Raw genomic sequence first — 26,210 nt, 5'->3', positions numbered from 1 at the left:
TTCTTTTTGTATCAGATTTTGTTTGAAACGAATATCTCGTTTTTATTATAGCTGGTTTTAATTCAAGTTTAAACCATATGCCCTTGAACCAAGTTTATCTTTGTACTTATTCTCTTCAAATAAGACCTCATTTTTAGTTAATGTCCTCGGTAATGTCTGAAGAATAGTAAATTTAAATTTCTGAACTCGATTAGGGTCATTCTCAAGAAGTTCCTTTAGTTTTTTATTTCCACCGTGTCCATTCTTGGCATATTCCTTCCAGCGTCCAAGTATCCCTTCTTTTCCAGAAGCAGAACCAATATATTGCATTCCATCTGTTGTGTCTAGAATAAGATATATCCCACCTACTGAAGAAAGCATTTTATGCCAAACTCCATTCGCAGTTGGATCACCCATAATCCCCTGAAGTTCTCTATATAATAAATTGATTTCTAAATATCCTGGGAAATCCCTTACATATCCCTTAGGTAGTAATTGAACAACCTCTTTTTCATTTGTATCAATTTTCATACACCACGCTTGAGCTATATTCTGCCAACTGATAACAAGCCTGTTTTCTAGTTCCTCAAATCCAGGTAGCTTTTCTAAATCATACATATATCTACTTTGAAGTTTAGCCTTTCCTCTATAAGGGACATCATAATGATCCGGGAAACCATTTACCGGAGTTATGTTTTTAATTGCATACACCCCTATAAACAGAGCTTGATTGTTCTCAATCCCCAGACAGGAAACAAGATACTCACAGTCCTTAAATTGATTTTTCTCTTGATATGATTGATACAATTCAAAATGATCAGTAGCATACAATTCGTGTACGTCTATATCTCGAGTATCCTGATGCCTTGCAATCTTAATATTTTTTGACATATCTAGACCTGCAAATTCTAGCACTTTATTAATAGTTAGCATATATGTACCTCCGCGAATAGATTCCCTAAAATATATTCTAATTATATACCTCTCCATTTCTGATAAAAGTCATTTTAAAGAAGCAAGTAGTATGTCGTATACAATATGTCATGTTTAAACAAGCAAACCTAACACTATTTCAATACATCGAAGGGATCCTATAATTGTAAGCGGATCCGTAATAGTACATTAATTATAAAATTCTCAAAGCAATAGAAATTCGGCTAAAAAAGTCGCTTAGATTTTACTTATAATACGGTTCACCACACCAAACACTGTATATAATTGTAAAATGTCAAAATAATTTGGACCCTTGATTTAAGTCAATGACCAGTCGTAATCTTCCTATTAAAATGAAACCAACATTGTAATATAGGAGGGTATATTATGGTTACCTCAGTAAGAGAACAATCGTATCAACGAAAATCTGCTCTGATTGCTGGCACATCACTTATCATCATGGCACTTGCTGCATTTTTTTCCTATGGCTTTGTCCATGGAAGCCTTGTGGTGCAAGGGGATGCCAGCGCAACTTTTAATAACATTAAGTCATCAAATATGCTTTTCAAAGCTGAAATCTTTGGTTGGGTCATCATCCTGATCACTGACATTGTGGTCGCCTGGGCTTTCTATATCTTTCTCAAGCCAATTAATAAAAGCCTTTCATTGCTCGGTGCATGGTTCCGTCTTACTTATGCGACTATATTGGGAATTGCCATACTGAATTTGATCTTTGTATTGCTTCTCTCGAAAAGTACAGACTATTTATCATTATTTAAAATCGATCAACTTCAGGCACATATGATGTTGTTTCTTGAAGCATTTGAATCTATTTGGTCTATAGGATTGATCATTTTTGGCGGGCATCTCATGATTGTAGGCTATTTGGCTTTCAAATCAGATAGAATACCTAAAGTCATTAGCATCTTATTGTTGCTTGCTTCAATAGGCTATATTGTCATTAACTTATTTAACACGATTTTTTCACAATATGATGTGGTAATTTCAATTCTTAAAATTGTATTTAATGTACCAATGATTGTAGGAGAATTGGGCTTTGGTATATGGCTGCTATTCAGAGGAGGAAAAGTCCCTAAAGGTGTATGACAACTTCCTAAAATTTATCTTTATTGATTCGCTTCTTGATTCTACTTAATGATTCTGGGGTAATACCAAGATAACTCGCCAATTGATGTTGGGGTACACGATCGATTAAATGAGGTCGTTTCCGTAATAGTGCTTTGTAGCGTTCTTCTGGTGTAGATGCAATAAATGAAGCCAATTCATCTTGTACCTCACCAAAGTTGTGCTCGATCATCTTGCGTGTCATTGTTTCCAATTGTGAGTATTTGTTATACATGTCCTTTTCGGAGTCAAGGTCACCAACGACCAATATACAGTCTTCTAGACAAGTTAAAGAGTACGCGGATGACTTATCCTGTTTATGATGATTGAAATTCGAAATGGCTTGTTCTTCTGTGTAGAAATTGGATGTGACCTCTTTTCCCGTTTCATCTATAGAATACTGCCTAACACATCCCTTCAATACAAAATAACATTTAGTCGGAACATCTCCTTGTCTAAGGAGTATTGTTCCTTTTTTATATTCTTCAATTTTTACATCTTCAACGATTGCCTGTTGTTCTTCTTCGTTTAGTGTTGTAAATCTAGTTATATACTTCATTAATATTTTTTTCATTTTTCTCTCCATTCAACTCCTTTGATTAAGTCATTATGATCAACATCATCTTTGTATTACAAAACTTCTTAGCAAGCTATTCAATAAATAGCTTTGAACTTTCTTTTTTCATTATAAACCTACTTTAATATATTAGTTGAAAAAATAATGGTTCTTCGCTACGACTTATTATGGATTATTTATAACAAATGAGGATGATCATTTACATAGGTTGAGCAAGAGTTTTTGCATTATTTGAAAATGGTTTACTCATGATCTGATTCGCCGAAATATTGATTAGGATTAAAAGAATACTTGGATAACAGCTCCAAGTATAAATTAATCCCGTTACATTGCGCCACTAGCATCAAAATAGTCATTGTAAACTGTCATTCAATTATATGAGCCTTTGTAATATCTCATTATCAACTATTATTTCAAACTTCCGCTTTACTATCACTTGTGATACGGTTCACCGTAGTTAATCCTAAGCCATAACTTAGTAATCTTAAATACTCACTGACATTTCCTATTTATCTTTTTACTCCTTCTAACACCCCGACCCATAAATCAAAAACCTCTCATTCGCATTCCGTTCATACACCCCAGGCAACCTAACTTCCTCTTTCAACTCAAATGCCGTTTGATTCTCCAAGAAATAGATATAATCTTCCGACGGATAATATAAAATAATTTCAATATCTCGCTCTACTTCCTCCACTGAAAGCAATATATTATTTATAACATTCATAAACACTTGTACCGAAAATGGATTAAAGAAATAAAATCGATTGTCGCGCGGATCAATCTCATATTCCTGCGCTAAGCAACATTGAAATTGAATTTGATCTTTACTACTTCTCGCTTTCTTCGCATAACGTTCTCGATTTCCCATTGCTTCTTCGTAGAAAGTCTCGTTCATTTCTATTCCAACAGCTGAAGCACCGCATGCATGATGGATATAGAAATTTAATCGCCCTTTTCCGCATCCAAAGTCCACAACTCGATCACTACTTTTTAAGTTATATTGATTAAATAGCGTTTCTAATGCACTATATGGCGTCGGCTCATAACGATGATAGTGCAAAGATTTGTTGAATCCCTTTTGGTCTCCGACTGTTTTTATATTTAGCACTGCATCATAATATTGTTCGTTCATCCATTTTTCCTTCTCTCTAAAAAGAACCCTAATAAAAATCAGGGTTCTACTTATCATTCTTTTCTAACCAAGCCACATGCCATATGTCCAAAGTATATGCGACAAAATATGTGATGCTGGTAAAAACTGCAGAACCAACCTAGAAGCACTCGGGCTCCTTCAAATACTCTTTTTAAACTCTGTATATAAAGTTCAACTAATGATCAGTGGGGGTTTCTTCATCCTCCCACTGATCATTAGTTGAACGAATCGGGCTTTTACGGGCAGTTTATCCCCTACCTATCTTCCTTGGTTTTGCTGAATTTTTGGGCGGGGATATTACTGCCCGCGAATAGCGGGATAAATTAAATATTACCTAAACGATTTAAAAAGAAATCTAGCTCAGCTTCTGTTTGGAATTTAAAAGAATATCCATAATTTATTGGCTTTTTCCCATTTTTCATTTGCTTCGGAAATTTTTTGAATGCAGTACTATTACGGTCATGTTCACTTTTAAAACTTGAATCATTTTCAACAGTAATAGGGTTTATAACAATGGTTATTTCTTGATTAGGTAGTAAGTATATGACTTCTTTATTGTTAATATTTTCAAATTCAGTAGCCTTAACAGTTTTATTTGTTAAGTGAAAATTATTTTTCAGAAAAACATTAGATAGATTCTCCGGTACTTTACTTATTTTATTTGCTGCTTCATTAACTACTACACTTTCTGGGCCTTGTCCCTTCTCCTCCCTAATCGCTTCAAGTTGTTGATGAACTTCTGACCACATATCATCAATTTTTTGCAACGTTTGATCTAAATACGGCTTGATCAAACCATCTATATCATTTACTCCTAATGGATTCGTTTCCTGAGCATTCTTAATAGGGAGCTTGTAAATAGGAGGTTCAAAATCGTAGCTCACATATACTTGCATATACCAGACGCTAATCTCAAATAGAAACTTGTGAGCTTGTAGCACATCATGAATATCCACTTCTTTTACATCATGTACTGCTTTATTTCCTTTCTTTCTAATCCATTCCAATTTCATATAAATATCTTCTTCAATCAAATTTTGACGATATAATTTATGTATTTTCTCCGAGTGCTTAAGCGGATAGATATCCTCAAGCTCTTCTTCTTTACTAATAATCTTCACTAGTTGTTCACTATATAAACGAGCCTGCATCATTGACGCATGAGGTTGATCCAACAGCTGATTTTCAATACGATGAGCAAGTTCAGCTAACTCACTTGAAAATTGGCCAACAAATTCAAATAAAGAATGATTAGGCATTATCATATCTCCTTAATAACTATGTATTTATCAAATCTTATAGTTTTCCAATGACATATCATTCAATTTTATCATATATAAGTTTCGAACCTGCACCATATTAAAAAGCTATCCTAAAAGGAAAAGTAAATTTGACCTTTTAGGATAGCTATCATCTCTTAATTTAAGGAAAAACAATATTATTTTAAAACTTCCATTATGGTTTGCTTCAATATTTGCACTCCATCTAGCACACAAGATTGATCAAACTTCATATGGGGGTGATGTAATCCTGGTTTTAGATTTGCACCTAACCCTAGCATAGCAGCTTTTAAATGGGGCCTTTTGACCGTATAATAATGAAAATCATCACTTCCTGCTGTGAGAAGCGATCCGGTACAACCCTCTTCTCCGTATGTTGGGAGAATTCCTTTACGAAGGAACTGCTCTGCTTCCTCTGATACCTCTGCTCCAGGTACGAAATCGACCCATTTATAAGAAATCTTCACACCCATCGATTCAGTAGATTGGATAACCTTTTCTATCTTGTTCTTTAATTCATCCAACAGCGGATTGCTTTCTGCCCTTACATCTAAAGCAAATTGGCCATTCCCTGGAATAATATTTAAACTTTCACCACCCGCTTGGCATCTCGTCATTTTGACGGAGTATGAATGTTGCGGTGAAAGCCATATATTTTTCAACCCAATATTAATCATTGAAATGACATCAATTGCGTTCACACCTTGGTGTGGCCGCGCGCCATGAGCATCAGTCCCATATATTTCAGCTTCTAAAAAGTCAGCAGCTCCATGTCGAATAGATGGTGCCGCTTGCTTCAAGGATAATTCCTCTATTGGTCGTAAATGAACACCGAATAAGAAATCTGCATCATCTATAGCTCCCTTCTCCACCATCTTCAAAGCGCCACTTCCTTTTTCTTCTGCAGGCTGAAAGATAAAGCGGACTGTTCCTTTTTGCCACTCTACATTTTTTAACCGTAAAATAAGCCCCATCACAATCGTCATGTGAGCATCATGACCACATGAATGATTTGCTTTAAATTCCCCATCTACTTCTTGCCATAATGCATCCATATCAGCTCGAATAGCGATAACTGGTTTCCCGCTTCCTATTTCCGCTACAACTCCAGGACAATCATCAAATACTTTATATGAAATTCCTTCTTCTTCTAGAAATTTAGTAATATAGGCCGTTGTATTATATTCTTTCCAACTTATTTCAGGGTTCTCATGCAAATACTGAAAAATTTCATTTAAACGATCCTGTAACTCTACTGTTTTCAATTTTCCATTCTCCTTCCTAGACTCGAAGCAGTTCTCTTAAGACTGTTTTGAAATAACATTTATTCGATACAAAACAGCTTTTTTATTTATAACAGCCCTATCCCGAAAACATATTGAATATTCACTCAAATGTCAAGCGATTGTTCTCGTATTTCTTTTGAAATATAATAAGGGAAACAATGATTAATTTCTGAAAATTCTTTTTCGAACAAATAAACAAAATATTAATTATCCAGATTTTCCATTTAGTAGTCATCATTTGCTCAAACTCCTTATGAACATTTAATACCAAATCTATTAAACGGATAAAAACATTGTAAACAGGAAGGGGTTCACTCAATGAAAATCACAGCAATCCATCTTTATGCGATTCGTTTACCACTTCGTCATCCATTTATTATCAGTTACGGCACTTATCATGATATGCCCTCTATTATTGTGAAAATCGAAACGGATGAAGGCATTGTCGGTTATGGTGAAGGAGTAGCCGATGATCATGTCACAGGTGAAACATGGGAAAGCACCTTCCATGTTTTAAAACATACATTAGCTCCGGCCTTACTAGGTGTAAATCCAATGAATATTGAGAAGATACATGACATAATGAATCAAACCATCTACGGGGTACCTACTGCAAAAGCCGCGATTGATATTGCTTGCTTTGACTTAATGGGGAAAAAATTCGGGCAACCTGTGTATCAATTGATTGGTGGTCGCTATCATGAAGAATTCCCAATTACCCATGTTTTAAGCATTGCTTCCCCAGAAAACATGGCGGAAGAAGCTGCTTCCATGATGAACAAAGGTTATCAATCCTTTAAAATGAAGGTCGGAACAGACGTCAAAAAAGATGTTGAGAGAATTGAAGCTGTACGTGAACGAGTAGGAAATGATATAGCTATTCGCGTTGATGTGAACCAAGGTTGGAAAAACAGTGCTACAACGTTAACTGCATTACGTTCACTTAGACATTTGGACATTGATTGGATTGAACAGCCTGTTATAGCCGATGATATCGACGCAATGGCCTATATTAGATCAAAAACAGATCTTTCGCTTATGATTGACGAAGGCTTGAAAGGGTCACGTGAAATGCGCCAAATTATTCAAAAGCAGGCAGCTGATAAAGTGAACATTAAATTAATGAAATGTGGTGGAATCTATCCAGCCGTCAAACTAGCTCATCAAGCAGAAATGGCTGGAATTGAATGTCAAATTGGTTCGATGGTTGAATCATCTGTTGCATCTTCCGCAGGATTTCATGTTGCTTTTTCCAAAAAAATTATTACAAGTGTCGAACTAACAGGACCATTAAAATTCACAAAAGATATCGGGAACCTCTCCTATGATGTACCTTTTATTCGCTTAACAGATAAACCTGGATTAGGTGTTGATGTTAATGAAGATGTACTCAATGAATTAACTGTTTTTCAAGATGTTATTTGCTAAAGGAGGCCAAAATATGAACATTCTTTATGAAGGAGCGTTGAAACAAAACGAGCAAATATTCAAGGTCGCACCATTATCTTTAGATCACATCCAGCAAATTTTATCCTTACAGGATGCTGTGATTGAAGCATTAGAAAACAAGGAAAGCTTGCAACCTCTTACGTTAGAAGAATATCAATATATATTAAACGGAAATGGATTGATGATTGGTGCGTTTGTGGACGAACAACTCATTGCGTTTCGCGGGCTCTTAGTTCCACCTATTGATGAAGAGCATTTAGGATTTGATATTGGCTTAACAGATAAAGAATTAGACCGTGTCATCTATCAAGAAATCTCAAACGTTCATCCAGCCTACCGTGGAAACGGGATTCAGAAAACATTAGCGAACCTTATTATGGAGCAATTAAAGCAGTTAGATAACAAATACGATTACGTGTGTTGCACTGTTGCACCATTCAATATCCCTAGTTTAAAAGATAAGTTCGCTCAAGGAATGGAAGTTGCTGCGCTAAAAGAAAAATATAGCGACCGATTGCGGTATGTGTTTGTGAAAGAATTACAGAGTGAGAGAAAAAAAGAATGGACGAACGTAGAAGAACTTCCAATGAGTGATATTGCTGGTCAACAGAGGTTATTAGTAGAAGGTTATTGTGGGTATGAGATGAAAGAACGAGATGGGGAGTATTGGATGACGTTTGGGAGGAAAATGATGTAGATGTAAGGCAACTATGTCTGTTCTCCTGTTTTATTCATTGCTATATAAAAGAAAGATAAGGTATCACTGTTAGGGATACCTTATTTTGTATTGATCATTAAATGCAACTATACCTCCTTAAGTAGGCTATACCCTCTCTAATAAAGGAGCACGAGCGCATCGAGTGACTATGTACCTTGACCATATCGGAACGGATGACAAGATATACTGATTTAAACGTTTAAAATACTATATAAATACATTTTGATTTTTCTACATATAAACCGCGGCTATGGATCACAAAAGGTGACCTGCACTCGTTTTCTCTCTTTGTTTTCACTATGTCTGGGCAGGAAAAGGATCTGACCGCTTCTATGCATGACCGGATGCTCTCTCCCACCTAAAAAGAAGGGTTTTATGTCGGTTTTTTAATTTGTATTTATATAAAAGAATATAAACCTCTCCAACCTATACTATTATTCTAACGATATTTTTTTGAAACAACAAATTCCGTAATAGGAAGTGTTATAAAAGTTAATCCGATTACAATAACAAGAGGAATATTTCTTATGTCATTCATTGCAGTTACTCTCTCCGATAAAATTAAAACAATTAACATCAATACAAGCAATAGATAATAACTTATTTTTGAACTTAAGAGTGTTATATGTTTTTCTAATTCATCTTTTTCCCCCTCATGTTTTCCTTTCATTTCACCCCATGTGATAGATTGAAAGAAATAACCGATACCCAAAAATAAAAAGAAAAGAGTGGACGCATTAATTACGTCCTTACTTATCCACTCATATATACCAAATCCACCAACAGCAATAATAAGAGTAAGAGAACAAATTACACTAACTTTTTTTAGAATTGTCATTTTTGCTCCTCCCTTTCGTAATTAAAAATAAATAATTTTTCGATAGGTAGACCTAAAACATTAGACAAAATAAATGCCAATTGTAAACTAGGGTCTTACTTGTCATTTTCAATGGCATTAATTGTTTGTCTTGATACTTTACATTTCCTAGTAGGTTCTTCTTGTGACAATCCCCTAGTCTTCCTTTGAATTTGAATTAAATTTTTCAAAATACTCACCCACAAATATGTAAAGAAAATTCCATATTAATAATACCATTAACTAAAAATCCACAAAACATTAGTTTTATAGAACTTCAAATAATAAAATGTCAATCGTAAAATATAATGAATTATGAAGACGAATATTAAATAAACTCAATAAATGGAGGTTTATTATGGGTTTAGGCTATTTAAAAATAGAAGCACGTACCGGAGATGGCGCTTTACCGGTACGCGGGGCAAATGTTGTAATCAAAGACAGCAGTGGAAAAATTATTTACCAATTGAAAACGGATGAGAGCGGAAATACTGAAGCAGTAGCATTATACGCTCCAGATAAAGCACAGACGTTAAGACATAACAATCCAGGTCCTTATTATTCTATATATGATGTGGAGATTAGACACGAAAAATTTATCTCGAATGTTATTCGTGGCGTGCAGATATTTGACACTGTAACATCTACACTACCTGTGAATATGTCGCCTGTACCGAAAACATTTGAAAAAAGCAAATTGGTAAAGGAAGTAAACATTCCGTCACACGGACTTCTAACTCAAGTAAATCGGAAACAACAGGGACCTTTAGTACAACTTAAAGTGCTTCGCGATGTAGCCATTCCCGATTATATTACAGTACATCTTGCCCACCCTGACTCAGGAGCAAGAAATGTTCGAGTTAAATTTATTGACTACATCAAAAACGTAGCATCCAGCGAGATCTATCCAACCTGGCCACAAGCCTCACTCGAAGCGAACATATATGCTCAAATCACTTTTGCACTAAACAGAGTGTACACTGAATGGTATAGGTCAAGAGGCTATGATTTTGATATATCAAATTCCACAAGTGTTGATCAAGCTTTTGTGGACGGCAGAGATATATTTGAAAACATAAGTAGTATTGTTGATGGAATATTTAACGAATTTGTTCGAAGAAAGGGGCGAAAAGAACCATTTTTTACACAATTCTGTAATGGAACAACGTCAACCTGTCCAGGGGGACTTTCGCAGTGGGGTACAGTTCCGCTCGCAGAACAAGGTATGTCTTCTGTTCAAATACTTAAATATTACTACCCTGATGACATTGAAGTGGTAGAAACCAATAATACGATCAGTGTAACCGAGTCATATCCCGGTACACCATTACGGGAAGGAAGTCAGGGATACCCTGTTCAATCAATGCAAAGGTATTTGAATAGAATAAGAGCAAACTATCCGCTTATTCTACAAATATCAAATCCAAACGGAGTATTTGGAGGTGATACTACCGAAGCAGTCAAAACATTTCAAAGTATTTTTGCTTTACCGCAGGACGGTGTAATCGGTAAAGATACATGGTATAAAATATCTTATTTATATATAGTGGTTAAGAAACTTGGAGAGCTTGAAAGTGAAGGCGAATGGATCGATATAGGAGAAACTCCGCCAAGCGTAGTTTTAAGAGAAGGCTCAAAAGGTTCTAACGTCGCTCAACTGCAATTTATTCTAAGTACTATTTCAGAGTTTTATCCCTCTGTGCCTTCTGTAATACGCGATGGAACATTTGGAGCTACAACAAAAACATCGGTTATAGAGTTCCAAAAAACATTTAATTTGACTCCTGATGGAGCTGTTGGTCCCGCCACTTGGGATATGCTTTATAAGGTTTATAAGGGCATTAACCATAATGTGGTAATTCCTAAACCCCTGCCCGGGACCGTTCCGCCACCGGAGCCCGTTCAACCGCCCGAAACGACACCGCCTTACCCAGGAATGCTTCTGCGAATAGGTTCCAGAGGTGACAACGTTTTATTAATGCAACAATATCTAAATGCAATTTCAAATGTTTATACAACTATTCCCAAGCTTATAGCTGATGGTATTTTTGGCAATGGAACACAAAGCGCGGTCATCACCTTTCAAAACCAATTTGGTTTGACACCTGATGGAATTATAGGTCCATCTACGTGGAATAGTATTGTAGCAGAGTACAAAAAAATTACTACCTCAAGACTTCTACCTGAGTATCCGGGAACTGTGCTGCGCGTAGGCTCCGTGGGTAATAATGTGGAATTAATGCAAAGTTATCTTAATGACATCTCAAACGTTTATACGTCCTTTCCCGAACTTACAGCTGATGGTGTTTTTGGTAATGCAACACAAAGCGCGGTCAACACGTTTCAAAGATTGTTTGGCTTAACCCAAGACGGAACGATAGGCAAAATGACTTGGAATGCAATTACGAATGAATGGTCTAAAATTTAGGCTATAAGGATGTACTAAACTTAAAGGAATTAACACCGCCAATCCTTCATTCACTGGTTAAGAAGATCACTTGTAATCACGAGGGCACTGTTCATATTCAATACAGTTTTGTAAACCCTTTACAAGAAACGTAAAAAGGCAACACCCATAAGGGTTAGTTGCCTTCATTCAAACTAAGCTAAGCCACGCACTCCACATGTCCAGAGTGTATGCGGCAATACAATGAGATGTTTGTGAGTTTAGTTATAAGAGAAGAAGCAATTATAAACTAAAACTGTAGTGCAATGGTAATCGCTCCAACGATATCACTGCTAAACAGTCATTTTCCAGCTTGATAATGCTAACCAGTTCTCCAGTTCCTTATAATCAGGCATTATTTTCCCAACAAGGCGCCAAAAGGATCGATCATGATTTAGATGGACCATATGGCACATTTCGTGAACAACTACATAGTCGATTACTCTCAGCGGTGCCATTGCCAGCTTCCAATTAAATGTTAACTGCAGCTTTGAATCACAGGTTCCCCAGGTACGGTTACTATCTGAAATACGGATTGAACGCGGCTTTGTTTTAAAGTTGCTTTGATAAGATTGGATACTCTTCTCTACTAACGCTTTACACTGCTGATAATAAAATCGTTTTAAGGCTTGTTTTATTTTCTCATCCTCAAGCTGTTTCACATATATATGCAGCTTATCCCCTTCAAACACTGCATGGTCTTGTTGAATACTTGCATCTTGAGAAATCTGTATAGGATATGTGTTCCCTAAATACAGAAAGCTCTCTCCATGATCATAGACCTTCTCCTGTGGCCCAAGCATTCTATCCTTCATTTCCTTGGATGTTTTCTGAATCCAATCCCATTTTTCCTCTAACAATTGGAGCACGTATTCAACAGGCGTCCCTTTAGGAGCCTGCACTTCAACATTTCCGTAAGAATCTATATATATGCCTATGGATTTCCGCTTTTTGTAATTTATATCAAAACTAATTGTCTCACCTGAGTATGTATGTATCATTTCATCACCTAGAGTATTCGTTCATGTTATTTTCGCATTATGACTATGCGTGGTATTTGGTTGAGAAAAATGCATTGTTTCAAAACTACAAATGATAAAATTAACATCAAAAATGATGAAAAAAATGAGAGCAGGATAAAGATTCCTACTCCATCCATTGTATCGTTTAGCTTCTTAACATGAATATACATGCGCGCTCACCATGCAGCGAGCGTTTATGGAAATACATGGAACGTTAATTAGTTACAACGCTTGTTGCTTCGGGATAGTTTTCCCCTGCATCATTTATACGTAAAAGATGTGTCCTAATTATAATTTATATTAAAGAATTAATTGGTGATTCCTTATCCTCTATATTTTACAGTTAATCCCTTTAAGAAATTCCTTGCGTATCTATCACCGCACTCTTTATAATTCTTATGGCCTTCTTTTCTTAATAGAGCGCTTAATTCTCCTTTTGTTACCATGACTCCTACGTCTTCTAATATATCAAGCATATCCTCACTTGTTAATGCTAGTGCTATTTTCAATTTCTTTAGAATGAGATTATTGACACTTCCTTTATTCTTTAAAGACATCGCTTGTCTATCCGGTTGCCCTGGTTTTGGATCTTGTTTTCCTCTTTTAAAAGTAATAAAACCATTCAAAAATGACTCTAACATAATATTATTGCATTTTATTACGTAATCATTTTCAACTATATCATCATCATTGTCAGCTTCATTATGGTAACTGTTTTTTGATTTTGTAAGCATCTCCAGCACTTCTTCTTTTGTTAATTCAATGCCACCAAGTTTAAATATCTCCACCATATCTATATCTTTTATATCCAGAGCATATCTTAATCTAATTAATATATCATTATTGCTCATACTCATCGTTAACCCTCCTAAAATATTGACTATTGCACAGCAGTCAAAGCGTATCCTCTAACATGCTCTAAATTCCAAATTATCATGTTAAATATAATCGTATCACCAAGAATCGTCCTTAAGATTGGATCACCCAACACTTTTAAGCTAATGCCCGCTAAATTAATACTTTAACACTTTAAAGACATGTTTTATAGTTTTACCCGAATTAATATTTGTGAAGGTTATACCAAAAACCCCAAGAAGACCTTGAGTCTGAGGAAAGATTAAAATGATGTTTTGATTCATTCTTGTCTCTTTCATTGCGCCTGTGGATCTGGTCCATATTTATTAAACCCGGAAGTACGCTTATAAGACTCTTTCCGCCGCTGTTCGCGAACAATAAAGTTGTTGAAAAAATAATAAAGTCAGTAAAAAAATAATAAAGATGTTTAAAACCTAATAATAATGATAAAAGGTGAGAACTATGAGAAGAAATATAGAAAAGAGGCTATTCTATTTATATACAGGTGAATTATTTTCAATAATTAGTTTTGTTTTTCTAAGTTATTTAATTAATTATGTTTATCCTAAATTACATTTATACTCGCTATATTCTTTTTGGATTTCATTTCTTCTTTTGGAGTTTCTCTTACTACAAGGGACTGTTTACTGGTACGTAAAATGGAAAAGACTAAAAAAGGAAAAGACATCTATTACTCCCGTTTGGATTGTTCAACGATTAAAAAATTTACAGAAAGTGAATATTGGAATGATTATCGCCGGACTTATTATGTTTGTTATCGATTTTTTTTATTGGTATCCTTTATTACCTTTAGGAGGATTATCAATTGCAGGATTTATTTATGTTTTTGCATTGCTTGAGTATATTAACTATTATTATGTTCAACTTTCATATGATAATATCTCTGATATTAAATACCTGGTGAAATCAAAAAGACTAAAACAAGCAAGTATAAACAAAGATTTTAAACGTATTTTATAAAAATATTATGTTGAACTTATGAAGCTTTAAGAATAAGAAAAATTAAACAACTCCATTATTTGTTTTTATTAATCTAATTATGAAATAGAGGATATTTTAAATAACTTTAAAAGGAGATGCTACATTCTTAGTAGTACCTCCTTTGTGTTTTTAAGAGTAAAATTAAAGAACTTTATTACTTCTACACAGCCCCATGCTGCCATTTGTACAGAACTGGAGATAGCAACCATAGACATTGCCTCGGTACCATGAATTCAAGTACATCTCCATAAATCATGCTTGCAGTAAAAATAGCCCGCAGCGTTGACTAAAAGAAAAAACAGTGCTTTGATTTCTCAAAAACACTGCCCGTTTCCTGCCCCAAACTTATTTTAAGAAAGACGGCTTTCCCGCATTCAACCTCCACGGTTCACTGACATAGGCTGAAACAGTTTTGAAAGGTTGACGGCAATTACACATAATGTCGTCATCATGACTAATCGCGATAGTATATTCATGATACTTTCTTTGATGGTATCATCAAAGTTTCCCGTCGGCCCATCAGTGATAATATCTGGATTGTATGACTACGCTCTTGCGATACTCCGCGCTGTTATTTGCCTTCTTTTAAAATGAGTTGCGCCACGCACTCCACATGTGAGGAGTACTGGTCACTACTTTAATTGACAAAAAAAGGGTTAAAAAAACGATAATGGATAATAAGATCCTTGTTTTCCTTTACCTCAATTTTATGAATAAGCTTATGAAGTAACTCTGGTGTTATATCATTTATATTTATAAGCTTTTTTAGCTCATTTTGGACTTTTTGAACCATCTCTGTACTTTTTGTATACCGTTTTAACATATCCTTTTTTTGTAAAACTTCCGATTGTAGCTTTTTTATTTCATTTCTATTTTCATTAACCGCTTCATCATAATCAACTTTTTCTATTACCTCATTCGCCAACAACTTTAAAAATTTCTTATTTTCCATTTTCAGCTCAGCAATTTTGTTTTCCTTAATTTCTATTTCTTTATATAATGTTTGTTCTTGCTTCTTGATTTGGGGGCGAACCTTTTTAAGTAAATCTTTTTCATCGACCGAAGCAGAAATAAGCTTTTTTACATCGCCCAATATTTTTTCCTTAATATATTGTTCTTTCACACTATGACTGCTACATGCATTTACACCATGTTTTTTAAATCTACCGCATACATAACCATTACGATTTTTCAAAAACCATAACCCTGTACCACAATCAGCACAATAGATTACATTTGTAAAAAGATGAATTTGGGCTTTTGGACGCTTCATATATCTGCTTTCCATTATATTTTGTACTGCTTCAAATTCTTCTCTTGTTATTATTGGCTCATGTGAATTTTTTACTATAATCCAATTTTCTTGAGCAACTTCATCTCGAGTTTTATCCACTACACTTCGCACTTTTGTCCGACCTTGTACTAAATCACCTACATAATGAGGGTTTTTTAAAATGTTTTTAATCGTAGAGCCGTGCCAATACTGTCCCGCATTTTTCTTTCCTGCAACATATGCAGGAGTAGGATACCACGCTTCATCCATTTTTTTCGCTCGATATGATACCGAAAATTCTCCCCATGTTCATACATCAAACGCTCGGCATTACCTAAATCAGTATAATTAAAGGACTGCTCCTTTTTTTGTTTTGTGTTAACTTCTCCTAATAGCTTATCTGTGCCACGCTCTCGAAGCCTTTCAGCTTTTGTTTTTTTAGCAACACTTTCTAATTATTAACAACTCCAATAGCAGATTCGAAAAAATCAATCTGCTGGTCAAAGTCAATTTCCTCCAAAAGCCCAGCTAATAATCCATCGAGTAAAAACTCATGGTAGGCAATTTCGTGATAATAACGGATTAAAAGAGGATCTTGCTCTACCTGGTCTATGTCTTTGTAATTTTTACCTTTGGCTTTCATGGAATCCCGTAAGTTGCAAAGATAATAAAACAATCGTTTATATTCCTGTTCAAACCGTTTTTCAATCATTCTATCTTCCCGCCGTTTACTGACCTCTACTTTTTGCTCTTTGGTCAGCTTTTTTCTTGACAATCCGATACGCTTCGCTAACTCTGAAACTGCATTCCCATTGTTTATCCCATTCAATCCGACATATAGGTTTATTTGGTCACCATAGTACTCGTGTCTATACGAGCATTTTCTTACTTTCATAGTATGTATAGGAAATATAATTTAAGGAGAGAAAAGTATGAATTCATTTCAAAGACCAATTATTGGTGTATTTGTATTTAAAAAACTAATCAATAGATTATTGAATCAAAAAAATAGGCGTAATGGATCTATGCTCCGAAAAGCGAACCGTAAGGCGAAAACCACTCTTTATTATTTTTCTTTAAACAGTATTGACTATAGCAATCAACAAATTGATGGTGTTTATTATAATGAAACAACGAATCTATGGGAAAGAAAACGCTTTCCTTATCCTGATATTATTTATAGTAGAAGACGAGATTCCGCTAAAAAGTTTCGTAACAATGAACAAATCAAAAAGATAAAGCGTGTCAATAATCAATATTATTTTGATAAGTGGGATGTATATACAAAACTTATGAAAAATGATCAAATTAGGCCACATCTACCTTTTACCAAATTATACAAACATCCTGATGATTTAAATAACATGTTTAGTGATGTGAATAAAGTTTATTTAAAGTCATTTAAACAAAATAACGGTATAGGTGTCCTATGTGTTGAGAAGCTGAAGACGGACAATCACTACAAATACAGTTATGTAAAAAAAGGAAAACTTGTAGCGAATAAAGTTAATAGTTTCTATCAGCTTCTTAATGTGATTATGAATTTTTTTAAAAGTAGAAAATTTATTATTCAACATGCCATTGACCTACTAAGTATAGATGGAAACATTTCCGATATTCGAAGTGATGTTCAAAGAAATGGGAAAGGTGAATTAGAATTTGTAGCACATTCCATTCGAGTTTCTAGCAGAAATTCTCCCATTACAAATACAAAATCTAAGCCTAACATTTATCAGTTTAAGAATTTCTTCAAAAATAAACTTCAATATTCTGACGAACAAGTGAGATCCTTAAGATTACGTATTGAAAATCTATTAAAGATAATTTATGAAGAGTTAGAACTTTCTTACGGACATTTCGGTGAGATGGGAATTGATATTGGAATTGATAGTAAGGGGAAAATTTGGTTTATTGAGAGTAATGCAAAACCTGGGAAAAACTCTTTCTGGGTCTATGATAAAAAAATGATATTCAAAGCTTTTCTTAATCCATTAGAGTATAGTAAATATCTTTATAAAAATAGTTAATTTATTATCTTTTATCCATCCTAATAAGGATTGGATTTGAGTCAATATTTTGGACACAAAAAAGTTAAGTGTTATGCTGATCGTTTGATTTGATCCTCGACAATTTGGGGAGTTTGGTACCCCAAACTGCTATGTATTCTTTTTCTGTTGTACCAACCTTCAATAAACTGAAACATAGCTAATTTGGCTGAATGGTAGTCTAGATATTGTACATGGTTGACTTCTTCTTTCTTTAATATGGCGTGAAAGGAGTCGATACAAGTATTGTCATAAGGGCAGCCTTTTTGGCTAAATGATCGAATGATGCCGTGAGATTGAACGCGTTATCTAAACTCAGAGCTTGTATATTGTGAACCTAAATCTGTATGCAAGAGTAAATCCTTGGCTGGTTTTTGAACGGAGTAAGAGTTTTCTAAAGCTTTCATTGCCAAGTCTGTTGTCATAGTGCGTGAAAATGAATAGCTCACAAATTTCTTAGAGTGTAAATCCAAAACGGAAGCCAAATAACCCCAGCCATCTTTTAACGTATGGATGTAGGTGATATCGGCTACCCATTTCTCATTGATGGTAGTAGTAGAGAAGTCTCTTTCCAACAGGTTTTTACGTTCAAGTACTTTTTCCCAGCTGGAGTGCGGCCGGTATTTTTTCCTGGTAATCGAACGAATCTCTGCTTTTGCCATGAGACGCTGCACACGCTTCAAACTCACGGAACATCCGTCTTTAAGTAGTGTTTGATGAATTTTCGGAGCTCCATATCGTTCTTTACTTTCTTGGTGGATCTGGATGATTTTCTTGGTTAAATCCTGGTTTTCACGCTCTGTTTGGTGTAAGGAATAATAGTACGTACTTCTAGGAACAGCCAGTACCTCACACATCATCTGAACCAAGTGCTGTTCTTTCTGCTCATTAATAAAATCGATCAGCTCTGTATCGGTTACTTTTTCGCGAATATGACCATAGCCTTTTTTAAGATTTCAATCTCCTGTTTTAAACGCAGATTCTCCTTTTGAATAGCAGCCAGCTCTTTGGGGGTGAGGGATTCCTCCTCCGTTCCAATAGGAGTAAAATCTTTGATCCATTTGTAGATCGTCATATCAGAAACGTCATATTCGTTACTTAATTCTTCCACAGAGGTACCTGAATGATATAAGTCCACCACCGTTTTCTTAAACTCGTCATTGTATTTTTTGCCTGTATTTTTACGTTCCATACGGACACATCCTTCCTTGAGATACATTGTAAAGACTTAACTAAGGTGTGTCCATGAAACTATACTAACTCTAGCTCTTAACTTCTTCCATGTGAATGAGATTATTTTTTATTTCCTTGATAAATGTTCTATCATAATTATACTATTCTTTTATGTTTAGACAAAAACCCGCAAGTATAATTGTTGAGTGAGCCTGACCATAAGTAAATGAGGTTTTATGGATACGAAATAGTTGAATGGGACTGTCTCTTAGGAGATCATTGATTAGTGACAGTCTCTATAATACAACTGGGGAGAAACGATTTTCTTTTTTAAATCATCGTAATGCAAAACCATTAGCATATGGTTTGTGTTAATCATCCAATTGAAATGGTTTAGAACGAATGCTTCTAAGTAGCATTACTTTAAAAAAAGATAATATTAGAAAAATATAATAAGGTCTTTTATTTAATTCGAGAAAAACCGCCCCTACTTATGGTAAGGTTCACTTCGATTAATCCTAAATAAATCTGCTTTAAAATTTCTCCTCAGCCATTTTTGTTGATCTTTCAACACATCAACATTTATTCGGTTAATAGGTATTAACCGTTCAACATATTGGGGACAACTTGGGGACACACATAAACAAACTGTCCCCAATCACCTCCTACTAAATCCTATACATTAAAAAATCAAGCTCGCTGTATCAGCCTTTTCAAACTTAATCTGTTATAATCCGAAACAATGTCTATCTCTGGCAGCGTAGATGTCAATATGCCTTATTTTTTCTATATAAAAACTAAGAGCCTTTCCGGATTGGAAGGCTCTTTACTCACTATTACATCATTAATCATTGTTTTAATTCGAGTAGTGAACAGCACTCCACATGTGCAGAGTGTATGTCGCAACACAAGGGTGCTGGTGGGTTTATTACATTCTTAAGACCTTTTTCTTTCAGAAAACAGACTTTATCAAAACAAAAGTTGCCGGCTGCAAAGGAACTTGAAACTGAATAAAATAAGTACACATGAGTTGATGTGATTCATTTTTTCTCTAACTTTTTGAGAGTTACATCATTTCACTGTCCCCGTCCCATCAACATTCTTTTCCAAAGTTATCAAGCAATGCACGCACTTCATCTGTTGATTTCGTGTTCATCAATTGATTTCTTAATTCACCAGCTCCACGGAATCCTTTGACATAAATTTTGAAAAAGCGATGAAGCCCTGTGATTGAACGTGGCAGTGCTTCCGCATATTGATCTTGAAGATCAAGCTGCAGTCTTAAAAGATCAAGGTATTCTTTACTGCTATGCTCTTTTGGCTCTTTTTCAAAAGCAAAAGGATTTTTAAAAATACCTCGCCCGATCATAACGCCATCAATACCATATTGTTCAGCAAGCTGCAGCCCAGTTTGACGGTCAGGAATGTCTCCATTGATTGTTAGTAGCGTATTTGGTGCGATACGGTCACGTAATTTTTTGATTTCCGGAATTAGCTCCCAATGCGCATCTACTTGGCTCATTTCCTTTCTTGTACGTAAATGAATAGAAAGGTTCGCAATATCCTGTTTTAAAATATGCGTTAGCCACTCCTCCCACTCATTTACATCCTTATAGCCAAGTCGTGTTTTCACGCTGACAGGCAGTCCGCCCGCTTTTGCTGCTTGAATAAGTTCTGCCGCAACGTCTGGACGCAGAATAAGGCCACTACCTTTCCCTCTCGATGCCACATTCGGTACAGGGCAGCCCATATTAATATCGATGCCTTTAAATCCTAACTCTGCCATGCCAATACTCATTTGACGAAAATATTCGGGATTATCCCCCCAAATATGTGCCACCATTGGCTGTTCATCTTCTGTAAAAATCAAACGGCCACGCACACTTTTCATACCCTCTGGATGACAATAGCTATCCGAGTTTGTAAACTCTGTGAAAAATACATCCGGTCGACCGGCTTCACTTACTACGTGACGAAAAACAACATCTGTCACATCTTCCATTGGTGCAAGTACAAAAAATGGTCGTGGTAAATCACGCCAAAAATTATCTATCATTTCAAACTCAAATCCTCTCACTATGGATACAACTTCAAACTCTCGGTCAAAAAATATAAAGCCAAATGTTCCACTTCTTTTACACTTATATCATGCTTAATAACTTATTATCAAACACAAGTACATTTGGACATTTATAATTTGTGAAAAACTATTGTGAAAATCGGCAATGTTTATTTTAACTAAAATCGGTCCTGAATGGTATTTTTATAAACAAAAAAGCAGATGGTATAGATTTTTTCTATATCAACTGCTTTTCTATTATACCAACTCCAACCACGCGACCGCTTCACAATGAGTAGTATGCGGGAACATATCAACAGGCTGTACTTCCTGCGTTTTATATCCGTCTTCTTCAAGTACTTTTAAGTCACGTGCAAGCGTTGCTGGGTTACATGATACGTATACGACACGCTTTGGTTTCATGTCGATAATTGTGTTTAGTAGTGCTTCGTCGCATCCTTTACGTGGTGGATCGACTACGATTGTATCGGCGATCACGCCTTGTTTGTACCAGTTTGGAATGACTACTTCTGCTTCGCCTACGCCAAATTCAACGTTTGTCATGTTGTTTAAGACAGCGTTGCGATTTGCGTCTTCAATTGCTTCTGGAACGATTTCAACGCCATATACCTTCTTCGCTTTTTGCGCTAGGAATAGTGAGATTGATCCGATACCGCAGTAGGCGTCGATGACTGTTTCGTTTCCATCTAGTTTTGCGTACTCTAATGCTTTGTCATACAGCACTTTCGTTTGTTCTGGGTTTACTTGATAGAAAGAACGTGCTGAGATAGCAAATTTAATGTCACCGATAAAGTCATAAATATATTCTGATCCATATAGTACTGTTGTTTTGTCTCCGAAAATAACGTTTGTACGTTTCGTATTTACGTTTTGGACGATGGATTTTACATTTGGGAACTTCGCTGTAATTTCTTCAATGATTGCCTTTTTATTTGGAATTTCTGCGCTGCGCGTAATAAAGACAAGCATGATTTCCCCTGTTACTTGTCCGTAGCGAGCCATCACATGACGAAGCGTTCCTTTATGACGCTCTTCGTTGTACGCTGTTACATCATGCTTTTCACAAATACGTTTTACTTCTTGAATTAATGTATCGTTTTCTTCCGCCTGGATTAAGCATGTCTCCATATTAATGATGTCATGCGTTCCTTGGCGATAGAAACCAGCAACAAGTCCGCCTTCACGTTCTCCAATTGGTACTTGTGCTTTATTTCGGTATACCCATGGATTCTTCATACCAAGAACGGGATGAACGGGTACATCATGTAGTCCGCCAATGCGCTGCATTACATCACGCACTTGTTTTTCTTTTGCTTGTAGTTGCCCTTCATACGTTAAGTGCTGAAGCTGGCAACCGCCGCATTGGTTATATACTGGACATTCTGCGTCTTTGCGATATGGGCTTTCTTTATGAAGCTTCATTAAACGCCCGAAAGCAAAGTTCTTTTTCACTTTAATAATTTTAATTTGTGCTTCTTCACCTGGTAATCCGTTTTTCACGAAAATAGGATAACCCTCTACTTTCGCAACCCCGGCACCATCATGTGTTAAATCTTCAAACACTACATCTATAAACTCGTTTTTTTCAACTGGTGGCGTCATTTTATTACTCATTTTCCGACCTCTCTTTTCCATACACTGCGTTACATTTTACCATATTCCTTTACCCTTTAGCTATTGGAAGAAAAAAAGCTATTGACGAATTTTGTCGATTAATGATACGCTACTACTAATTTAATACGGATGGTGTTACCTCATATATACTCGATAATATGGATCGAGAGTTTCTACCTGGCAACCGGAAATTGCTGGACTATGGGGAAAACTAATAAATATTAGCTTTTTTGTGTATACAAAGACTCATATGGATTAGCTTTCTCGCATAGATGAAAGTGAATCCATATGGGTCTTTTTTTATTTTTTATTTTTCTAAAAGGTCAGACATCTTACGTATGACATGAAACCTCTGTTACTTTATTTATTAGTTATATAACGAAGGTTTTATGTGAAAACTTTATACGAACTGCTGAAAGGGGCAACTACATGCAATATGTGATGAGTGTTATCGGTATTCTTGCCGTACTAGGTCTATGTTTTGCTTTCTCAAACAACAAAAGCAAAATCAATTTCCGTGCAATTGCTATTATGATTGTTTTCCAAATTTTAATTGGTTGGTTTATGTTTGGTACAAAAATTGGGCAGCAAATCATTATTGTAATTAGTAAGGTCTTCAATAAACTCATTAAACTTGGTACAACAGGTGTGGATTTTCTCTTCAACGGAATCCAACGAGACTTTGTCTTTTTCTTAAATGTCCTATTAATTATCGTCTTTTTCTCTGCACTACTTTCTATTTTTAGTTATTTAGGCATTTTACCATTCATCGTTCGCATTGTTGGCGGTGCAATTTCTAAAATTACTGGTCTGCCACGTGTTGAATCATTCCATGCGGTAAACTCCGTATTCTTCGGTTCAAGTGAAGCATTAATTGTTATTAAAAATGATTTAAAGCATTTTAATAAAAACCGTATGTTCATTATTTGCTGTTCAGCAATGAGTTCTGTTTCAGCTTCTGTAACAGCATCTTATGTCATGATGTTAGATGCAAAGTATGTACTAGCAGCTCTGCCGCTGAACTTATTCTCTAGCTTAATCGTTTGTTCATTATTAACTCCGGTTGATACAGCAAAGGAAGATGAAACAATCCAGAAATTCGATAAAAACCTATTTGGTGATAGCTTAATCGGTGCCATGATTAATGGTGCGTTAGATGGCTTAAAAGTAGCTGGTATTGTTGCGGCTTTAATGATCGCCTTTATCGGTGTTATGGAAGTTGTAAACTATGTCATTAGCGCCGCTTCAGGAGCAATGGGATATGCAATTACACTACAACAAATTTTCGGTTACATTCTTGCACCATTTGCATTCTTAATGGGGATTCCAGCACATGATATCATTCCGGCTGGGGGCATTATGGGTACAAAAATTGTCCTAAATGAATTTGTAGCGATTCTTGATTTAAAAGAAGTTGCCAAAACATTATCTCCACGTACAGTTGGGATTGTAACAGTATTCTTAATTAGCTTTGCAAGCATTAGTCAAATCGGTGCGATCGTCGGTACGATTCGTGCACTTTCTGAAAAACAAGGAAGCGTCGTATCTCGCTTCGGTTGGAAAATGCTATTTGCATCTACACTTGCTTCTATTTTATCCGCAACGATTGCCGGATTATTTATTTAGTCAAAAAGTAGCTTTCTCCAAACAGAAAGCTGCTTTTTTTCTTGCTTCACAAAAATTTTACATATGACCTATAGACTGCGAATAAATAGTGTTTTTTCCGAATTCATCCAAAAAAGGATATTCCCCTCTATATTTCATAGTGATATGATGGGACAAGGGTATCATTCAACTTCCTTCACGCAAGGACGGTTGAATGAATTGGCTCTTATGAACAGTTATCCCCCGCCTTTCTAGGAGATCGAGGCGAGGGATTTTATTGTACATGAGGGACAGATAAAAAACACAATAGAAGGATGATTTGATGAAGAAATATGCATGTATTGCTGTACTTTCTTCTACCATTCTCGTAGGTTGCAACACTAGTACATCTAGTGATAAACAGACAAAACCAGCAATTGCCGAGAGTCAAAAAGAAAAGAAAAAGGTAGAAGTAAAAACAGTAGAAGTACCTTTGACACAAGGAATAGTGGCGTGGGACCCGTTTGAATACAACGCAAAGAACACCACACTTTACACAAAAGACCTACGAGATTCGTTTACACAAGTACGTTACAATATTTGGCGTACGGCTGATGGACCTGAAAGTAAACAAACATTTGTATCTCAGGAAAAAGATCATAATTTCGCGCTCCCGTTTCATTTAACAGCATTCAATTTAAAGCGCGGAGAATATCAAATTGAAACGATAGGTTTGAAAGAAGACAACAAAGAAGTACCTCTTGCTAAATCTACGATTACATTCCAACAACATGTACCATTTCTCATGTATCATGCCATTGAGAAATACCCAGGACCAGCTGATGGTGAATTAGGTTTGTACGTGCCACCAGAACAATTTGAAAAACATATGCAATATTTAAAAGATAACGGTTATACGATGTTAACGTTTGAACGCTGGGGCGATGTGAACCGTGTGAACAAACCGATCTTTATCACATTAGATGATGGCCGAAAAAACAATATGAATGCTCTTCATATTTTACAAAAATTAAAAGATGATAAGTTCCAACCGGCAGCCACAGAATTTGTTGTTTCAAATGACCTTGATAAACCAAATCGTCTCACAACAGATGAGGTAAAACAAATGCTTGATTCCGGTATTTTTTCCATTCAATCTCATACTGCTAATCATACAATGATGGCCCATACAAACAATTACGATGAAGAATTACATACATCTAAAGAAAAAATTGAAAGTATTACAGGTAAAAAAATTATTGCTCTTGCCTATCCGGTAGGTTCTTATAATGATCAAGCCGTGGAAGAAACAAAGAAACATTATGAATTTGCGGTCACAACAGATCACGGAACTCATATTACAAAAGGTACACCGAACGAACAATACTTAATTAAACGACACTTTGTCGGTCCTTATACAACAATGGGACAATTTATATCTCTTGTAAAAGAAAAATATTAATAGTTTTTCAGGCTGTTTCATTTCAAAAGCAGCCTTTTTTTCTTGCCTGTTTTCTATAAATAATAAATGCTAAATTTCTTTCCCTACCTTAAATTCAGCTTAAATCACAACCCTGGATATATATATCCCATACAAAAATGTTATAATTTGTTAAATATTTGTGCAGGAGGCTCTTATGAAATTACATGCTCTTTTTGACTTTTTACATTTATTATTTTTGAGTATGAAAAGTTATTACGTTTTTGGCATACCTAGTTATGTATTTTTAATTCCTACAATTTTTGCGCTAGGTTAT

Annotated in this window: 20 protein-coding genes, 2 pseudogenes and 1 riboswitch; of the genes and pseudogenes, 8 read left to right on the top strand and 14 right to left on the bottom strand. The window is 35.5% G+C overall.

Going from position 1 to position 26,210, the window contains the following annotated elements; all coding sequences use genetic code 11:
• Positions 1–57 precede the first annotated feature (57 nt).
• A complete protein-coding gene (locus tag QUF99_RS05660; protein ID WP_289368973.1) occupies positions 58–912 on the bottom strand; it encodes a GIY-YIG nuclease family protein in 855 nt (284 codons plus the stop codon).
• A 387-nt stretch (positions 913–1,299) separates the two neighbouring features.
• Between QUF99_RS05660 and QUF99_RS05655 the strand changes: the two genes are divergently transcribed.
• Positions 1,300–2,019, top strand: coding sequence for a DUF4386 domain-containing protein (locus tag QUF99_RS05655; RefSeq protein ID WP_289368972.1), 720 nt, complete (start codon positions 1,300–1,302; stop codon positions 2,017–2,019).
• A 7-nt stretch (positions 2,020–2,026) separates the two neighbouring features.
• Here the strand turns inward: QUF99_RS05655 and QUF99_RS05650 are convergent, their stop codons facing one another.
• The 4 genes from QUF99_RS05650 to QUF99_RS05635 form a co-directional block, all read right to left on the bottom strand.
• Complete coding sequence (locus QUF99_RS05650) at positions 2,027–2,611, bottom strand: Crp/Fnr family transcriptional regulator (RefSeq protein ID WP_289368970.1); 585 nt, start codon at positions 2,609–2,611, stop codon at positions 2,027–2,029.
• 529 nt (positions 2,612–3,140) lie between these two features.
• A complete protein-coding gene (locus tag QUF99_RS05645) occupies positions 3,141–3,749 on the bottom strand; it encodes an SAM-dependent methyltransferase (RefSeq protein WP_289368969.1) in 609 nt (202 codons plus the stop codon).
• A gap of 344 nt (positions 3,750–4,093) precedes the next feature.
• Positions 4,094–5,029: a DUF4145 domain-containing protein gene (locus tag QUF99_RS05640; RefSeq protein WP_289368968.1), complete on the bottom strand. Its 936-nt coding sequence runs from the start codon at positions 5,027–5,029 to the stop codon at positions 4,094–4,096.
• A gap of 179 nt (positions 5,030–5,208) precedes the next feature.
• The gene (locus tag QUF99_RS05635; RefSeq protein WP_289368967.1) at positions 5,209–6,315 is read right to left on the bottom strand and encodes a M20 peptidase aminoacylase family protein; all 1,107 of its coding nucleotides are present in this window, start codon (positions 6,313–6,315) and stop codon (positions 5,209–5,211) included.
• Positions 6,316–6,654: 339 nt separating this feature from the next.
• Here QUF99_RS05635 and QUF99_RS05630 point away from each other — a divergent pair, with 339 nt between their 5' ends.
• Positions 6,655–7,764, top strand: a complete 1,110-nt coding sequence (locus QUF99_RS05630) for a mandelate racemase/muconate lactonizing enzyme family protein (RefSeq protein WP_289368966.1) — start codon at positions 6,655–6,657, stop codon at positions 7,762–7,764.
• A 13-nt stretch (positions 7,765–7,777) separates the two neighbouring features.
• On the top strand, positions 7,778–8,482 hold the full coding sequence (locus tag QUF99_RS05625; protein WP_289368965.1) for a GNAT family N-acetyltransferase family protein: 705 nt from the start codon (positions 7,778–7,780) through the stop codon (positions 8,480–8,482).
• 460 nt (positions 8,483–8,942) lie between these two features.
• Here the strand turns inward: QUF99_RS05625 and QUF99_RS05620 are convergent, their stop codons facing one another.
• The gene (locus QUF99_RS05620; RefSeq protein ID WP_289368964.1) at positions 8,943–9,341 is read right to left on the bottom strand and encodes a hypothetical protein; all 399 of its coding nucleotides are present in this window, start codon (positions 9,339–9,341) and stop codon (positions 8,943–8,945) included.
• Positions 9,338–9,550, bottom strand: a pseudogene (locus QUF99_RS05615) (helix-turn-helix transcriptional regulator). The gene QUF99_RS05620 and the pseudogene QUF99_RS05615 overlap by 4 nt, the downstream one beginning before the upstream one ends.
• A 167-nt stretch (positions 9,551–9,717) precedes the next feature.
• Here QUF99_RS05615 and QUF99_RS05610 point away from each other — a divergent pair.
• Complete coding sequence (locus QUF99_RS05610; RefSeq protein WP_289368963.1) at positions 9,718–11,787, top strand: peptidoglycan-binding protein; 2,070 nt, start codon at positions 9,718–9,720, stop codon at positions 11,785–11,787.
• Positions 11,788–12,098: 311 nt separating this feature from the next.
• Here the strand turns inward: QUF99_RS05610 and QUF99_RS05605 are convergent, their stop codons facing one another.
• Both QUF99_RS05605 and QUF99_RS05600 read right to left on the bottom strand, forming a co-directional pair.
• Positions 12,099–12,806, bottom strand: coding sequence for a M48 family metallopeptidase (locus tag QUF99_RS05605; protein WP_289368962.1), 708 nt, complete (start codon positions 12,804–12,806; stop codon positions 12,099–12,101).
• 344 nt (positions 12,807–13,150) lie between these two features.
• Positions 13,151–13,684 (bottom strand): YehS family protein, encoded by a 534-nt coding sequence (locus QUF99_RS05600; RefSeq protein ID WP_286123328.1) that lies wholly within the window; start codon positions 13,682–13,684, stop codon positions 13,151–13,153.
• 460 nt (positions 13,685–14,144) lie between these two features.
• Here QUF99_RS05600 and QUF99_RS05595 point away from each other — a divergent pair, with 460 nt between their 5' ends.
• A complete protein-coding gene (locus QUF99_RS05595) occupies positions 14,145–14,663 on the top strand; it encodes a general stress protein (RefSeq protein WP_286123327.1) in 519 nt (172 codons plus the stop codon).
• Positions 14,664–15,321: 658 nt separating this feature from the next.
• Here the strand turns inward: QUF99_RS05595 and QUF99_RS05590 are convergent.
• Together QUF99_RS05590 and QUF99_RS05585 are read right to left on the bottom strand one after the other, a co-directional pair.
• Positions 15,322–16,227 carry a recombinase family protein gene (locus QUF99_RS05590; protein WP_289368961.1) on the bottom strand — a complete coding sequence of 302 codons (906 nt, stop codon included), beginning with the start codon at positions 16,225–16,227 and terminating at the stop codon, positions 15,322–15,324.
• A gap of 181 nt (positions 16,228–16,408) precedes the next feature.
• Entirely contained in the window at positions 16,409–16,732 is a 324-nt protein-coding gene (locus QUF99_RS05585; RefSeq protein WP_289368960.1) for a hypothetical protein, read from the bottom strand.
• A gap of 157 nt (positions 16,733–16,889) precedes the next feature.
• On the opposite strand from QUF99_RS05585, the gene QUF99_RS05580 reads away from it, so the two are divergent.
• Complete coding sequence (locus QUF99_RS05580; RefSeq protein WP_289368959.1) at positions 16,890–17,984, top strand: YheC/YheD family endospore coat-associated protein; 1,095 nt, start codon at positions 16,890–16,892, stop codon at positions 17,982–17,984.
• Between the two features lie 71 nt (positions 17,985–18,055).
• Here QUF99_RS05580 and QUF99_RS05575 read toward each other — a convergent pair.
• From QUF99_RS05575 to rlmD, 3 genes and pseudogenes are all read right to left on the bottom strand, one after another.
• Positions 18,056–19,194, bottom strand: a pseudogene (locus QUF99_RS05575) (IS3 family transposase).
• Positions 19,195–20,268: 1,074 nt separating this feature from the next.
• Positions 20,269–21,231, bottom strand: a complete 963-nt coding sequence (locus QUF99_RS05570; RefSeq protein WP_028399801.1) for a tRNA dihydrouridine synthase — start codon at positions 21,229–21,231, stop codon at positions 20,269–20,271.
• A 261-nt stretch (positions 21,232–21,492) separates the two neighbouring features.
• Positions 21,493–22,890, bottom strand: coding sequence for a 23S rRNA (uracil(1939)-C(5))-methyltransferase RlmD (rlmD, locus tag QUF99_RS05565; RefSeq protein WP_289368958.1), 1,398 nt, complete (start codon positions 22,888–22,890; stop codon positions 21,493–21,495).
• Between the two features lie 99 nt (positions 22,891–22,989).
• A riboswitch (purine riboswitch) is annotated at positions 22,990–23,091 on the top strand.
• 207 nt (positions 23,092–23,298) lie between these two features.
• On the opposite strand from rlmD, the gene QUF99_RS05560 reads away from it, so the two are divergent.
• Both QUF99_RS05560 and QUF99_RS05555 read left to right on the top strand, forming a co-directional pair.
• Positions 23,299–24,495 carry a NupC/NupG family nucleoside CNT transporter gene (locus QUF99_RS05560; RefSeq protein WP_286123319.1) on the top strand — a complete coding sequence of 399 codons (1,197 nt, stop codon included), beginning with the start codon at positions 23,299–23,301 and terminating at the stop codon, positions 24,493–24,495.
• Positions 24,496–24,796: 301 nt separating this feature from the next.
• Entirely contained in the window at positions 24,797–25,915 is a 1,119-nt protein-coding gene (locus tag QUF99_RS05555) for a polysaccharide deacetylase family protein (RefSeq protein ID WP_289368957.1), read from the top strand.
• Positions 25,916–26,210 lie beyond the last annotated feature (295 nt).

It is taken from the genome of Bacillus sp. DX4.1 (genome assembly GCF_030348195.1).
Classification (GTDB): domain Bacteria; phylum Bacillota; class Bacilli; order Bacillales; family Bacillaceae_G; genus Bacillus_A.
The sequence above is the reverse complement of the archived record's forward strand: the minus strand, read 5'-3'. Positions and strand labels throughout refer to the sequence as shown.